We start from the raw sequence: 15703 nt of genomic DNA on the forward strand, positions 1-15703 counted from the left end.
CACCTTGTAAAAATGAGTTAAGTACAAATCAATATCAGCCGTTCGGCAATCACAATTACAGGATCCCGTTCTATATCTAACGCTGAATATATATTTTTGTAGTTAACTCATTATGTTTTAATTGGTATTTCTATTCACTTAATTTAGCTGCCAAAAACGTTTCTTACTAAACGTTCACTTGAACGTCCATCTTGATATTTAAAATGTTTATCTAAAAATGGCTCAACTTTTTCAACGTCAAAATCTTTTTGATCCAATGCTACAATTAAATCGTTAAACGATTCAACGATTTTACCAGGTACAAATGTTTCATATGGTTCATAAAAATCACGTGATGTGATGTAATCTTCTAAATCAAATGCATAAAATAACATTGGTCGTTTAAATACAGCAAATTCATATACAAGTGATGAATAATCACTAATTAAGATATCCGTAATAAACAAAATATCATTCACTTCTCTAAAATCAGATACATCTACAAAGTATTCTTGATATTCTCTAGGAATATTCAATTTATTTTTAACAAACGGATGCATCTTGAATAGCACAATTGCATTATTCTCACGGCAATAACGTGCAAATCTTGCAAAATCAATTTTGAAAAACGGATAATGCGCTGTATGATGTCCACTACCTCTAAATGTCGGTGCAAATAATATAACTTGCTTTCCTTTAACAATTGGAAGTGCTTCTTCCATATCTGCAACAATGGCTTTTTCATAGTCTTGATCAAATAATATATCCGTTCTTGGTACGCCAGTTGGAATAATATTTTGTTCTTTTATACCAAACGCCTCACCATAAAATGGAATATCCGTTTCTGATGATACAAATGCTTTGGTGTAATTCCTATGGTTTACTGAGTTAAAAAATGGTCCGCCTTTTTTACCAGTACGGCTATAGCCTACTGTTTTAAATGCGCCTACTGCATGCCATACTTGAATAATTTCCTGACTCTTTCTAAATTTCACAGTATAAAGTAATGGATGGAAATCATCTACAAATATGTAGTCTGCTTTACCTAATAAATACGGAAATTTAAATTTATCGATAAAATTACGTCGTACAGATATATTAGATTTAAACAATGCATGTATTTTATATTTTTTATCTAAATTTTGACGTAACATTTCATTGTAAACATACTCAAAATTACCTGACATTTCGGCTCTAGAATCAGAAGTGAAAAGTACTGTATTCCCCTTTTTCAGATGGAAAAATTTAGTAATCTTGAAAATAGACTGAAAGATGAAGTTACGGACATTAAATGAATATTTATTATATTTTAGTTTAAGGTCTGTAATCCTTTTCTTAACTGGATTCATTTTAGGCATAGGTGCTTTAAATATAATATTCAATACAAATTCGTTCACTTCACTCGAAATCATAGGCTTTACAGTATATTCTGTTTTAGATGAATTACCTCCCTTTTTAAAGGTAAATGTAAAGTGGTCTAATAATAAATTATTTTTGCCATTTTGAGTCATTTCATCGCTATACTGTTCGAGTGCTGTTTCTTCTAATTCATAATTATTGGGATCTAACAATGTTTCATTTATATTGGCAATATAATCAAAATCACCTTTATAAACAATTAAGTACTCACCTGATGGTAGATAATTACCGTCATCTAATATGGCAACATTAAAACGTGCCTTAAATTGTTTGCCTTCTACTTTCACATCGTTTGCTTTTAGTTCTTTGGTTTCAGTCAAATTTCTCAATACAAAGTTTTTCTTATTAAGCTTTATATCTTCAACATGACCTTCAATAAATAATTGAATTCTTTCCCAATATATATTATCAATTATTATTTTAGATTTACTCAATTTTAAAAAATCCTCTCTTCATTCAAGTTGATAGGTTTTTATTACTAATTAAAAAAACGAAAATGCCTTACAAATTTACATTGTCCATTTGATAACCGTTTTACCCCATGAAGTGGATAAATCTGTTTCAAATGCATTGACCGCATCGTTGATTGTTTTGACATCAAACTCATTACCTTTAAGGAGCGCTAATTTTTCTACAACATCTGGATTATTTTTATAAAATTCAGCAATTTCTCTAAAGTCTTGTGCGCCACTTCTACTACTACCAAACATCGTCAAACCTTTTTCAAGTACTAAACGTGTATTGACTTCAATTGGATATTCACTGACACCAAGTAAACTAATCGTTCCTTCAGGTGATACTAAGTCAATAATCTGGTTAACTGCGGATTGGCTACCTTTGCCACCCACGCACTCAAAAGCATGATCAAACGTGACATTTGCAGGTACTTCATCAATATGATAGATGTGCTCCACAAACGAAAAATGACTTAATTTATAATCTGTTTTACCAAACACATAAATTTTAGCTTGAGGATACAATTTACTTAACAAAATAGCTGTAATATAACCTAAATTCCCATCTCCCCATATACCAAAACTATTTTTATTGGAAATTGATTTACGTTCAAATCTTTGTAATGCGTGCCAACTTACACTTACTAACTCTGAATAAGCAATCGTACTTAAATCTTCAATACTGTCATCTATTTCAACGACGCGATCGTGATCCATAAATACGTAATCTTGCATAAATCCATCGAAGCCACTAGATCTAAATTTACTACTAGGTAAATAGTTTTCTGCTATAACATCATCTTTTTCAACTGGTGTGTTAGGAACCATAATGACCCTTGTACCAATTTCATATTCACCTTTACTGTCATAGACGACTTCGCCAACACCTTCATGAATTAATGACATAGGTAATTTCTTTTTCAAAACTTTTTCATTTCTACTACCTGTATAATATCTTTGATCAGCAGCACAGATAGACAAATACAACGGTCTGACAATCACTTTGTTACTTTTAATATCTTCATTATTATAGGTTACTTCAAATTGTCTTGGCGCAACGAGTTGATAAACTTGATTAATCACTCAACATCCCACCTTTTATGATTGAGTTTGCCACTTTAAGATCATAAGGTGTCGTTATTTTAATGTTATATAATTCTCCCATTACCAATTTCACTTGTTTACCTGCTACAACTAAAATCTTACATGCATCTGTCATGATTTGTTTATCTTCATCAGATAAATCATTGTAGCTATTTCTCAATAGATTTACATTGAAAGATTGCGGCGTTTGTCCTTGATACATCTCACTTCTCACCGGTATCGATTGAATTGAATCACCATCTGCCGATGTGATAATCGTATCAGTTGCTGTAATAACAGTATCTACTGCACCATATTTTAGGACACTTTCAATATTTTCTTTAATTATTCTGCGTGTTAAAAATGGTCGTACCGCATCATGCGTTATAATAACATCATCATCAGAAATACCATTTTCTTTTTCTGCTGCACTAATAATATTCATAATTGTTTCATTACGATCAGAACCACCTTGAACAACTTCAATTCTGTCATCTGTAATGTGATGCTTACGTAATGTATCCTTTGTGTGAGAAATCCATTTTTGAGGTGTCGCGATAAATATCTTATCGAATTCACTTGTTAATAAAAACTTCTCAACCGTATGTACTAAGATAGGTTTTCCATCTAAATCTAAAAATTGTTTTGGTAGTGGTACGTTGCCCATTCTTGAGCCAATGCCACCCGCTAATATACCTGCATAAATCATATACATTCCTCCATTAAAGTTCTAACTCATACTGCTGTTCAACTTCATTACTATTTATTTTCATGTTTAATTAACGCTATATATATTTCCTGAATTTTGTTATAGATAAAAATATTATTTTATAAGAACAATATTACCAATTATCCCTCACTTTTTCTACTTATTACATTTTTCACAGTGTCCAACCATTTCTCAAATCAATGCTACTTATTAGATACAATATTTTCAGGATTAATTTCATCCACAGAATATTTGTGTCAAATTACACATAATGAGCGTTATTCAATTTTAATTTTTCAGAATATATTTACAATTCTAAATTTTCTTAGTATATTCATACGTATCAACGATTATTTGGGAGATGTCATAATGCATGCACTGTGGCGTATAGTAATCATTTCTATTTAGAAATACACTAGCAATTAATAGAGTGCCAATCACTATTTTCAATCCAAATCTGCATCAATCATGCGCACTATCTTATTTTCAATCATTGGGAGGCACAAATTATGAACAAATCAGAGCAACTTATAAATGAGGACAGTCAATACTTCGCAAAACCAGGACGCATCAAATATTATCCTTTAGCAATTTCTCATGGATATGGTGCGACACTTGTTGATGTTGAGGGCAATACATATATTGATTTATTATCAAGTGCAAGTTCACAGAATGTTGGACATGCACCTGAACAAGTCACTGAAGCAATTAAGGCACAAGTAGACCAGTTCATTCACTATACCCCTGCTTACATGTATCATGAACCCTTAGTTAAATTAGCAAAAAAATTATGTGAAATTTCACCCGGCCAATATGAAAAACGTGTCTTATTTGGACTATCTGGATCAGATGCCAATGATGGTATTATCAAATTAGCACGTGCTTACACCGGCAGACCTTATATCATCAGCTTTGTAAATGCATACCATGGTTCAACCTATGGTTCACTTTCAATGTCTGCTATTAGCTTAAATATGCGTAAATATTATGGTCCAATGTTGCCTGGTTTTTATCATATTCCTTTTCCAGACAATTATCGTGGAATGTTTGGCAGCAACCAGCCCAATACCGTTTCCGAATATCTAGCACCACTTAAAGAAATGTTTGAAAAATATGTACCTGCAGAAGAAGTGGCCTGCATCATGATTGAAACAATACAAGGCGATGGTGGTTTGCTCGAACCAGTAGATGGCTATTTCGAAGCCTTACAAGACTTATGTAAAGAACACGGTATCTTACTTGCTGTTGACGATATTCAACAAGGATTAGGACGCACAGGTAGCTGGAGTTCTGTCTCACATTACAATATTGAACCTGATTTGATTACATTCGGTAAATCATTGGCAGGCGGTTTACCAATGTCTGCAATCGTAGGGCGTTCAGAAATCATGGATTATTTAGAAGCACCTGCACATCTCTTTACCACGGGGGCTAATCCAGTGAGTTGTGAAGCAGCATTAGCAACCATCGCCATGATTGAAGACCAGAATTTATTACAAGCAAGTACAGATAAAGGTAATTATGTGCGCAAACGTATTGATGCTTGGACAGAACAATTCAATACTGTGGGTAACGTTAGAGGAAAAGGATTATCCATTGGTATTGATATCGTTTCTGATAAAATTAATAAAACACGCGCATCAGAAGCAGCATTAAAAATTTGTAACCGTTGCTTTGATAATGGTGTTGTCATTATTGCAGTAGCAGGCAATGTACTACGCTTTCAACCACCACTTGTCATTACCTATGAGCAACTGGACACTGCGCTTAACGTTTTGGAAGCAGCGATATCAGATTTTGAATCGGGTAAACTAGATAACTACGACACTGCAGGTCAGGGTTGGTAATAAATGAGTAAACTATGACAACCTTCTTGAATTTAAATAAACAACAAAAGTTAGTTTTTAAAACTACAGTATAATTAAAAAAACAAGAGTCTGGGACATAAATAGATGTCTCAGACTCTTGTTCATTTGTGAAGTAGATGATTGCGTTGAATAGGGATGGGACTACGAAATCGCAATTAGAAAATTTGATTTCTGTCACGCTTCCTTGTTTTGAATTATATATTACGTTTCATACCCCTTTGTATGACGATATATGGATTATCTATTACCAACATCTTGTCCTATTTCTACTGTTTTATCATTTTTATTGTAAAGTGCAGCTTGGACACTACCAAAGTTTGGATCATTGCGTTTTTCTTCAATTTCGAATCCTAAACTTTTGAATATATCTACATCTTGTTTACTAGTTGCATTTTCATAGAATATTTTTCCACCATCGTTGTAAAAACGCGGTTTATCTATAGACTCTTGTAGCGTGCCATCGCCTCTTAAATAATCTACCAGTACTTCATTCAGTGTTGTTGGTATTTTATTACCACCCGGTGTTCCTATACCCATATAATAATCAGGGCCTACAACAATACTTGGTGCAGTAAATGATCTCGGCTCTTTGTGTTTACCACCATAGTTAGGACTGGCTGGATTCGATGAGAAGTTACTTAAAGAGTTATTCATATAGAATCCCTCTTTCATGAATTTACCAGATCCAAAGAAACTCGCGAGTGTATTGGTAGTACTTGTTAATTTTCCATCTTTATCTATGACAACAAAATGCGTTGTGCTCGTATTATCAACATTATTCGTATTAAAGTTACTATTAAAGTTAACCTCGTTTAGTCTACCGAGTAAATAATCTTGTGATAAATATTCATCATAATCTTCATCTTGTCCATTGATAATATCTCTATTTCTATACATCAATGCTCTAGATTTTAAGATACCTGTTATGTAATCTAGACGATTATCTGGTGCTGCTTGGTTATCAGTAGCTTCATCTATTTCCAATCCTTGAAGCATTAATGTACCACCAAGTGGGTTAGACGCAGAGTAAACTTTATTATTCAAATAATCTGTACCTACAGGTTCTTTCTTCTCTGTTTTATAACTTTCAAAATCTTTCTCATTAATTTCATCATCTACTTGTTTAGAAACACTTTTACCAATTTTATCATAGAAATAATCTGGTCCTTTGTCTCTAATCCCTTTGATAGTAGAAGCTAGAGCTGGTTGTTTAACAACATCGCCTTCTCTTTTCGTTTGTTTTCCATCAAAAAACGGTGAATTTCTATCGATGTCTGAACCGTATAATTTTAGACTTCGCTCGAGTTCTGAATCTACTTCAAAACCATCTTCAGCTAAAGGAATAACGTAATTCAGGATTTTCTTTTCATCCATTTTCCCTGCTTCTTTATGTGCATCATGTATGCCTCGAACAAAACCAGGTGTACCGATTTCATCTTTTTGTTTAAAGTTAAATGACGAAATATCTTTATATTGCCATTGTTTTGGTGCAACGTTCTCTTGACCATCATAAGATAACATGGCACCGCCACCACCTAAACCGGATGAATGCGGTTCTGTTATAGCTAAAGCATAAGAAACACCCATGGATGCATCTACGGCGTTACCACCATCTTTTAATATTTTTTCACCAACGCGCGTAGCAATTGGATTATTTGAAGCGACACCGTAATTTTTATCTGACTTATCTTGGTTATGATCAGCTATTTTATTCTCATATAAATCATCTTTATCGTAATTATCTTTTTTTGTAATCATAAAAAAGATAAACGAAATAATGATTGTTAGGAGTAATATTACGATGAGCGATTTCTTATTGTAAATACTCATACTTAAGCTCCTTTAGACAAATATTGGTGATGAGAAGTCTCCAGTTCATTTTTTTCATATTGATCTAAGCCTTCATTCGCTCTAGCAAATACAATTAAAAGAAAAATAACCAATACGATTGAAATGATTGTAATACTTATCCAATGTTGTTTAATGTTCATAAACGTAGCCTCCATTCTCTTTTTTAAGATCTAAGTTTTTACTTTCTATATTGTTCAATAACTTTCTCTCTTCTACTACATTTGGTGATGACTTCGTTACTTTACCACCTTGAGATTTAATTGGTGTAATCATAAATTTAGATTGTTTACCATTCCAAGTTTGCTGAACTGCTAGACCTTGTTTATTTTTTGATAAGAAATCTTCGGATGTCGTATTGCCTAAGCTGTAAAAAATATCTGTATTTTTATATTTTTCAATTTCTTGAACAACCGAATTATGGCCGATAATCACATCAGCACCAGCTTCAGATAATGAATGTGCATACTCTCGTTGTCTAGTCGTCACTGAACGTTCATCGGTAATCCCCCAATCAACATTCACAACGACATAATCGTTATTCTCTTTTAATTTTTTAATTAATGGCATATAAATACTGGGTTCTAAACTAACTGATGTTGTATTTTTCAATGTATCCGTGTAATTCGACTCAACATCTGTAAATGAAACATTGGCAATTTTTTTACCCTTTATAGTTTGTTGTACAGTCTTACTATTTATCGGATTTGAACCATTTCCAGTAAGATAATTATATCCAGTTTGAGCTTCTACTGATTTCATAAAATCACGTGCCGTAATATTATCGGTAACTTGATTGATTACATTCAAACTTTTTAAATTGAGTCCCTTTAAGAACAATACATTTTCCAAGTTTTTGGATATATTCGTTTTCCTGTCATCTGAGAACTTCGTCATTTCTAAACTCGCAGTAGAATAATCACTTCCCTTTAAGATCTCTTTAATGGATGCAAAAGCATCATTAAGATTGTTCTTTCTGATATGATTATTTAATTCAATGTTTCCTAGATATGTCATACTTATCTCATTTGGTGCTTTTCCTATTGCTTTTACTGGTTCTATTTTTTGTGAAGTCATGGCAAATACTAAAAGTATCAATGCTACAACGAAGATAATACCGGTGTATATTGAATTCCTTTTTTTATGCCGCTTCGTCCACTTTAGTATGCGTTCTTCCATTGAAAATTTTTTAGAATTCTTCATAATCCAAGCTCCTTACTAGTTGATAAAGCTGTAAAAGAATAAGATGACATATGTAATACATGTGAGTAACATACAAGTTGACAAAGTAATTATGACACCTTGTTTTTGAATCGTATTAGCTATGATGCCCGGTATTACAACGCCAATGCCTGACATCTCTACCATTTGAAATGGACTTAACGGATAAATTAAATCAAAAACAAATTTCAACACCATACCGGTTAGTATCATCGCCGCAAATTTTCTACGTCCATATAATATAACGATACGACTAATACCATGGTTAACGATGAAGTATGTAATACAACTAATAATCAGTACGGATAATAACATGATCGGCTGATCAAATATTAATGCTAAATATCCTGGTACTACTAAACCAGCAGGACTGATACCAAATTTTTCGGCAAATATTAAACTTAATACGATGCCTACAAATAATGAAAAATATAACTCTGAACCTATCATATTATTTGATCCCTTCTATATACTCTGCTATTTGTTTACCTGGTCCGTGAATATTCCCTACACAGAACATCAAGGCATTTTGAGATTCATTATAAACTGCGCGTTCAACCTCTTTTATGTCTTTACCTTCAAAGTTTAAATATTTCTTCTCGGGCAATCCTTTCATTACGTCCGTTACCATCTGTGTACTCTTTCCTGTACATATCAATGTATCGAATTCAACATCCGTAATAAAGTCTTCACAGAACTGTCTCGTTCTATCAATTCTGTCTGAACGACAATTTAATATAAGAACAATTTTATTGTAAGGGTAATTATACGTTTCAACCTTGTTTAAAATTGCTTTTGTAGACTGCGGTTCATTGGCAGCAAATGCATTTACATAAACATTTGTTGAATTATTCGCATTATAGTATTTCACTTCCACTGCGCCGACATCTGGTGGTGCATTTAACATGCCTTGTAACGCAATATCTCTGTCGATGCCAAGTGCTTCAGCCACACCCATTGCAATTGCAACATTATCTGGAAACACAATATACCCAAATTTCCTTAAGAATGATTCAGGCACTTCTTCTTTATTAACGACAATTAATTTAGTCTTACGTCTTTTGGCTACTTTAGCAAAAAAGTCGGTGTAATCATCCTTCATTACGATAAGATGACCTTTGTAAGGAATTGTCGCTGTAAATGCTTCAGCTACCTCGTCTAAAGTAGGTCCTAAGACATCCATGTGATCTTCCATGACATTAACGATAACGCCAATATTAGCTTTAACCAATTCTTTTTGAAAGGTTATCTGATAATCAGGATTCACTGCCATACACTCATTTACAAGCGCGTTCGCCTTTTGTTTAACAACCTTCTTTATAATGTCGCGTTGTTCACCAATATTAGCGCCTTGAGGCTTTCTATAAACTGGATACTCTCTCGGTGTAAACCAATACATCATACGAGCGTCTGTACCTGTTGTCTTGCCTATTACACGATATTGATCTTCGCGTAAAATACTATAAATCAATCTTGTAATTGTTGATTTACCTCTAATACCATTTATATTGATGCGTATAGGAATTTTTTCTAATCTATCAGAATGCTGTCTTTTCTCAACAATTCCTAACCATAGAATCAAACCTACACAAATAATGATTAGTAGCAAATTTTGTCCCTCTTTTCACTTCAGACTATTAAATTTTATGTATAAATGCTTAAAGGCAAAGCACATGAGTCAACCACACTATACATAAGATGTATGAGACTATGTATATTCTTCACCATTCAATAAAGCCATCCTAACACGGAGTTATTGATTTAATATAAACACTTTGAACTAAGTGTTAATTAAATGTAAATTCGCATTTACAATACATGTAAAAAAGAATTTTTTTCAATCAACAAATCCTATCATAACAATGTTTTAATTTTTTAAAATCAAATATTTTTTTTATTATTTTTTAAAAATATTTTTACTCATCTCAAACGTTTTTCAGAAAACAAAAATATAATATTTACTTCAACTTTACATGATATTAAAAATCAAATGTTATCTTGTATGTATTAAGACATATACGAATAAATGATTAGGAGGCAGTTTATGAGTAAGTCAGTTAAATTAGTAGTTTCAATTTATCTTGCAGTAGTTGTAATTATTTGTTGTAGCTATCTAATTATGATTCTAGTTGGTAGTTTTCAAGGAAATGATATGAGAGGTTCTGTGCTAGATACGGATAACACAAAAAATATTGAAAATGTAGACTATATTAACAATACTTCAAAATCATTAGAATCAAATGCATCTCCTTCAGATAGTGTTCCAAAAATTTCACAATCTAGTATCGATACAACTTCAAATAAACTGTCTTCTATACAAGACGCTCACCATACATGGTCTTTAGATAATTCAATTTCTAAAAACCATGTATGATTTTTTTATTTCTATATATAACAATGATTGAAAGCCCTTTTTGATTTAATACGTCATTATATCCAATATTCAAGTTGAACATTCAAATGCAAATACCTTCCCTTTCTGAATTTATGCGATGCCATCTTTAATATATTCGATATAATTAAAATGACTCACATAAATTGTTTATTTATTAAAAAGGGGTTTTTAATTATGAGTAAATTTACAGAAGCTGAAAAAGTTCAAATTCTAGAAGATTTAGTTGCGATTAAATCAGTTAATGACAATGAAATGGAAGTTTGTATGTATTTAAAAGACTTACTATCGCAACACAATATTGATGCTAAGATTGTTAAAATCAATGACACGCGTGCCAATCTAGTTGCTGAAATTGGTGAATCAGGACCAGTCTTAGGTATTTCAGGACATATGGATGTTGTCTCAGAAGGCGATATTAAAAAATGGACATATGATCCATTCAAATTAACTGAAGTTGACGGCAAATTACACGGTCGTGGTGCTGCAGATATGAAATCAGGTTTAGCCGCTTTAGTATTGAGCCTTATTGATATTCATGATCAAGGTTTATTAGAATATGGTAGAATCCGTTTACTCGCCACTGCAGGTGAAGAGATTGTTGGCGAAGGGGCTAAAGCTTTCCAAGAACAAGGTTACATGACAGATGTAGAAGCACTTGTCATTGCTGAACCTTCACAAGACCGCATCATCTATGCACATAAGGGTTCGATGGATATCCGTGTTATTTCCAGAGGTAAAGCATCACATAGTTCAATGCCACAACTTGGTTTCAATGCCATTTCACCACTCGTAAAATTTGTTTACAAAGCGGATGAAGGCTTTAAAAGTTTCAATAAACGTAACGATTTATTAGGTGATGTACTAATGAACGCGACTATTTTCAATGGTGGTAATCAAGTGAATTCAATTCCAGAGCATGCCGAATCTGAATTCAATATACGTACGATTCCAGAACATGATAATGACCAATTCATCACTTATTTTAATGAAATTTTGAAGCAGGTTGAAACCGATAAAACAGATATAGAAATTGACACTTATATGTCTAGACCTCCTGTATATACGACAGGTGAAAATAAATTAGCTTCATTAGCGCATGATTTGGGTGAAAAATATTTAAATTCCGATTTACCTCTTGAAGCATCACCTGGTGTAACCGATGCATCCGATTTATTAGTCGATAAAGATGAAGACTTTTCATTCATTATGTATGGACCTGGATTAATACATCAAGCACACCAAGTTGATGAATATGTTGAAAAAGATGTTTATCTTACATTTATAGATTTATATACAGAATTTTTCCCTACTTATTTAAAAAACATGAAATAATTTATTAACAAGTAATCCAATTACTCAACTTTTATAATACACTTTATAAAAACGACACTTCTGCAAAAGTCGTAACAGCAATATACGCGCTACAAATTTTCACTTATCAGTGTCTATTTTGTAGCGCGTATATTATTTATGTAAATATTTTCTGTTTGCATATTTGATGCGGTTAATTTGTATGATGATATTTTTGGTATTGCTTTGGCGTCATACCGTAGCGTGCTTTAAATACTTTTATAAAATAACTCGTAGTTGAGAATCCACAAGCCATAGCTATTTCTGTAATAGTAGATAACCTATCTTTATCGAGGATAGATTTACTTTGTTCTAGTCTGTATCTCAACAGATATTCAAATGGCGTTTGTTTTACATATTTTTTAAATAATCTTATCGCTTCAGCTTCGCTTAAATAAATATTTTGACTCAGATGTCCTAGAGTGATTTTATCTTGAAAATGTTTATGTATATAAGACATCATTTGCTTTACTCTATAATCAAAATGGTATGTTAATTCCGTAGGTTGTTGTTTCATATATTGCATGAGCCATTTCACTATCTTATAAAAATAGGTCATGATATCCAGCTGAAAATATGCCTCTTGTTTCTGATATATTGTACCAACGCTTTCAATACATGCTAGTAATGCATGATGACTCAAATTTTTGTGAGATAAATATATATAAGGTACCATTTCAGCTTGTTGTGATATATAACTTAAATATTTATACTCCATATAACTCGAAATATTTGGTATTTCAATATTCCAACAATAAAACTCACTTATATGTTCAAGCCCCTGTATCTCGTGCACAACATTCGAATTAATAAATATGCCATCACCTGTATTTAACACGATGTTTTTGTCACTAATGCGAATAGTCAATTTACCACGTAATACAAACACAAATTGCAATGCACTGTGCCAGTGTATGGGTATCTGTTCCATAAACGCTTGATCTAACCTTGTTTTCAACACAATATGTCGCCAATATTCATCAGGGTATTGAATGCGCTCTTCTCCATTATCTTCAATAATTATCCCTTTATACATAGCCTATCACCTCAATATATTGATAATTTTAAACCATTTATTTGTATTATATCAATATTAAGTGCGTTATATTTTAATATATTAATACATCGTAGGTGATAAAATGAAACAACAATCTCGTTTTCTCGGCATTATATTGGCAATATTAGGCGCATCTTTTTGGGGTTTAGGTGGCACAGTTTCTGATTATTTATTTAAACATCAAAATATCGACATCAACTGGTACGTTACTGCACGACTCTTAATCAGTGGCTTGCTACTATTAACAATATTTAAAATACTTAACCCTAGGCAGTCCATATTTATAGTATTTCGTAATGTAACGAATACAATACAGTTACTTATATTTTCAACTTTAGGTATGCTACTTGTTCAATATGCTTACATGGCATCAATTAACTATGGTAATGCTGCCATTGCTACCTTATTACAATACATTGCACCTGTTTATATTACTTTGTGGTTTATCATACGCAAAAAAGAAACCTTTAAATTATTTGATGTTATTGCAATATTATTAACACTCACAGGAACATTCTTATTATTAGCCAATGGTTCCCTTGACAGTTTAATGGTTTCAAGCTCGAGTGTGATTTGGGGTATCATCTCTGGTTTATCGTAAGCCTTCTATACTATTTATGCCAGTAATCTATTATCCAAATTTCCATCAATACTCGTCGTTGGTTGGGCAATGCTCATTTCTGGTATCTTAATGAATTTCAAAGCACCTATTTGGCAATTCACTATGTCTCAAATAGATATAAGTGTGATTTTGTATTTAGCCTTTGGCATTATTTTAGGTACTGCAATGGCATTTTTCTTCTTTATTAAAAGTTTAAATTATTTATCTGCCAAAGAAACTACACTTTTTGGGACAATAGAACCTGTAATGGCAATTGTTGCGAGCGCACTTTGGTTAAAAGTTGTTTTCCTACCATTTCAACTATTAGGCATCGTGCTCATTATTATTCTGATATTAGCACTTTCTTTAAAAAAGGATAAAGAACGATAAATATGTATTGTACATCAGTGTAAACCATTACAACACAACTACTCAATCTTATACTAAAGAGGACTCATCCATCATATACGGACGAGTCCTCTTTAACTGAGGCAATCATACTATTTTGAAGGTGCATGCTTGCTTAGAACCTAGAGCATAACTTGAGCTGTCAATCTCTTACTCACACTCATACATTGCTCCCTCGGCGTCAACAGATTATGAAGTCAGTGACACTACCTCTATCATGTATATTTAATTTTGTTTAATAATTTTGTTGATCTTAGCGATAAATTGTTCTTTTTCTGGTATTGGGAAAATAGGATGTATATGAAATAAATTATATCCTGGCATAAAATCATGTTGAATATTTCGAGCATTCAACATATTTGATAATTTCACTGCGTCTGGATATAACGTTTCTTTCGTCCCTATTGAAATTGTTATATGACCCAGCCCTTCAATATCACCAAATATAGGAGATACGCGCCAGTCTGTCAGATCAAGGCCATTCGCCCATAATTTTATAAAATATTTACTTCCGTCGATTGCAAGCATTGGGTCTATTTTTTCATAAATTTTTGCTTCCGGATTTGAAAATGTTGCGTCAAGCACTGGAGATATTAAAACGATGTTACTTGGTTGTGCTAAGTTTAACGTTTTAATATATTGTGCAAATGATAAGGCTATTTGGCCTCCTGCAGAGTCACCCATTATTGTGAGTTGATGAGGATTTTCGACTTGTTTCAGTAATTGTGTATATAATGTTTCCAACAGAGTGAACGTCTCTTTATAGGTTGCATGTGGTACTTTAGGATATATAGGCATGATTACTTTAGCACCTAGTTCGCCAGCCAGTGAATCTATAAAATCAAAGTGATATTTTAATGGATTTTGGAACCAAGCACCACCATGAATATACAAGACAACTGGTTGTTGTCTATCTTTGTTGTCATTCACAATATATACTGTAGACTCTTGAACTGTAGTCGTTTGGACATTGTGGTTGAAATAATAATCCGTACCTTCATATAATGCTTTCGTTTCATCTTTAACCTTCTCTAAAGCTTGTTGCGCATTTTCCACATTTAAAAATGAACTTTTCATTTTTGTTGCTCTAATAATGATTTCTTCTAAAAAACTTTTGTAGCTACGTTTTTCTTTAACTTTTGCATATACGTATGATGTGGCAACACCTATACCAACAATAGTGGCTATTTTTCTAATCACGTTAATTATCCTCCTCGCACTTTCTTATACATATATTTTATAACAAATTGAGCAATCATTTTAAATAAAAGGTACTATCTTTATAGTAGATTATAAAGTATATACGCAAT

The 15703-nt window shown here is 32.5% G+C and carries 13 protein-coding genes and 1 pseudogene; 4 read left to right on the plus strand and 10 right to left on the minus strand.

Annotation, left to right across the window (positions count from 1 at the left end):
• Positions 1 to 143: 143 nt before the first annotated feature.
• The 3 genes from tarL to L987_RS10795 form a co-directional block, all read right to left on the minus strand.
• A complete protein-coding gene (gene tarL, locus L987_RS10785) occupies positions 144 to 1832 on the minus strand; it encodes a teichoic acid ribitol-phosphate polymerase TarL (RefSeq protein ID WP_011302333.1) in 1689 nt (562 codons plus the stop codon).
• A gap of 75 nt (positions 1833 to 1907) precedes the next feature.
• Positions 1908 to 2936, minus strand: coding sequence for an alcohol dehydrogenase catalytic domain-containing protein (locus L987_RS10790; protein ID WP_011302332.1), 1029 nt, complete (start codon positions 2934 to 2936; stop codon positions 1908 to 1910).
• Complete coding sequence (locus L987_RS10795) at positions 2929 to 3645, minus strand: D-ribitol-5-phosphate cytidylyltransferase (protein WP_011302331.1); 717 nt, start codon at positions 3643 to 3645, stop codon at positions 2929 to 2931. Before L987_RS10795 ends, L987_RS10790 begins: the two co-directional genes overlap by 8 nt.
• A gap of 509 nt (positions 3646 to 4154) precedes the next feature.
• Here L987_RS10795 and L987_RS10800 point away from each other — a divergent pair.
• On the plus strand, positions 4155 to 5492 hold the full coding sequence (locus tag L987_RS10800) for an aspartate aminotransferase family protein (protein WP_011302330.1): 1338 nt from the start codon (positions 4155 to 4157) through the stop codon (positions 5490 to 5492).
• Between the two features lie 258 nt (positions 5493 to 5750).
• Here L987_RS10800 and L987_RS10805 read toward each other — a convergent pair whose 3' ends face one another.
• Genes L987_RS10805 through pgsB form a run of 5 tightly spaced genes read right to left on the minus strand, consistent with a single transcriptional unit; the run spans position 5751 to position 10191 of the window.
• Positions 5751 to 7343, minus strand: a complete 1593-nt coding sequence (locus tag L987_RS10805; RefSeq protein WP_011302329.1) for a gamma-glutamyltransferase — start codon at positions 7341 to 7343, stop codon at positions 5751 to 5753.
• Positions 7344 to 7345: 2 nt separating this feature from the next.
• Positions 7346 to 7504, minus strand: a complete 159-nt coding sequence (locus L987_RS13950) for a hypothetical protein (protein WP_162837506.1) — start codon at positions 7502 to 7504, stop codon at positions 7346 to 7348.
• A complete protein-coding gene (locus L987_RS10810; protein WP_011302327.1) occupies positions 7494 to 8564 on the minus strand; it encodes a CapA family protein in 1071 nt (356 codons plus the stop codon). Before L987_RS10810 ends, L987_RS13950 begins: the two co-directional genes overlap by 11 nt.
• A 15-nt stretch (positions 8565 to 8579) precedes the next feature.
• Positions 8580 to 9032, minus strand: coding sequence for a poly-gamma-glutamate biosynthesis protein PgsC (gene pgsC, locus L987_RS10815; protein ID WP_002482307.1), 453 nt, complete (start codon positions 9030 to 9032; stop codon positions 8580 to 8582).
• A 1-nt stretch (position 9033) separates the two neighbouring features.
• A complete protein-coding gene (gene pgsB, locus L987_RS10820; RefSeq protein ID WP_011302326.1) occupies positions 9034 to 10191 on the minus strand; it encodes a poly-gamma-glutamate synthase PgsB in 1158 nt (385 codons plus the stop codon).
• 435 nt (positions 10192 to 10626) lie between these two features.
• Here pgsB and L987_RS10825 point away from each other — a divergent pair, with 435 nt between their 5' ends.
• Together L987_RS10825 and L987_RS10830 are read left to right on the plus strand one after the other, a co-directional pair.
• Positions 10627 to 10956 carry a hypothetical protein gene (locus L987_RS10825; protein ID WP_011302325.1) on the plus strand — a complete coding sequence of 110 codons (330 nt, stop codon included), beginning with the start codon at positions 10627 to 10629 and terminating at the stop codon, positions 10954 to 10956.
• A gap of 195 nt (positions 10957 to 11151) precedes the next feature.
• The gene (locus L987_RS10830; protein WP_002482304.1) at positions 11152 to 12309 is read left to right on the plus strand and encodes an ArgE/DapE family deacylase; all 1158 of its coding nucleotides are present in this window, start codon (positions 11152 to 11154) and stop codon (positions 12307 to 12309) included.
• A 172-nt stretch (positions 12310 to 12481) separates the two neighbouring features.
• Here L987_RS10830 and L987_RS10835 read toward each other — a convergent pair whose 3' ends face one another.
• The gene (locus L987_RS10835; protein ID WP_011302323.1) at positions 12482 to 13363 is read right to left on the minus strand and encodes an AraC family transcriptional regulator; all 882 of its coding nucleotides are present in this window, start codon (positions 13361 to 13363) and stop codon (positions 12482 to 12484) included.
• Positions 13364 to 13466: 103 nt separating this feature from the next.
• Between L987_RS10835 and L987_RS13775 the strand changes: the two are divergent.
• Positions 13467 to 14375 (plus strand): annotated as a pseudogene (locus tag L987_RS13775) (DMT family transporter).
• 243 nt (positions 14376 to 14618) lie between these two features.
• Here L987_RS13775 and L987_RS10845 read toward each other — a convergent pair.
• Entirely contained in the window at positions 14619 to 15593 is a 975-nt protein-coding gene (locus tag L987_RS10845; protein WP_011302320.1) for an alpha/beta hydrolase fold domain-containing protein, read from the minus strand.
• Positions 15594 to 15703: the final 110 nt, after the last annotated feature.

The sequence above is a fragment of the Staphylococcus sp. ZWU0021 genome (assembly GCF_000798895.1).
Classification (GTDB): Bacteria; Bacillota; Bacilli; order Staphylococcales; family Staphylococcaceae; genus Staphylococcus; species Staphylococcus saprophyticus.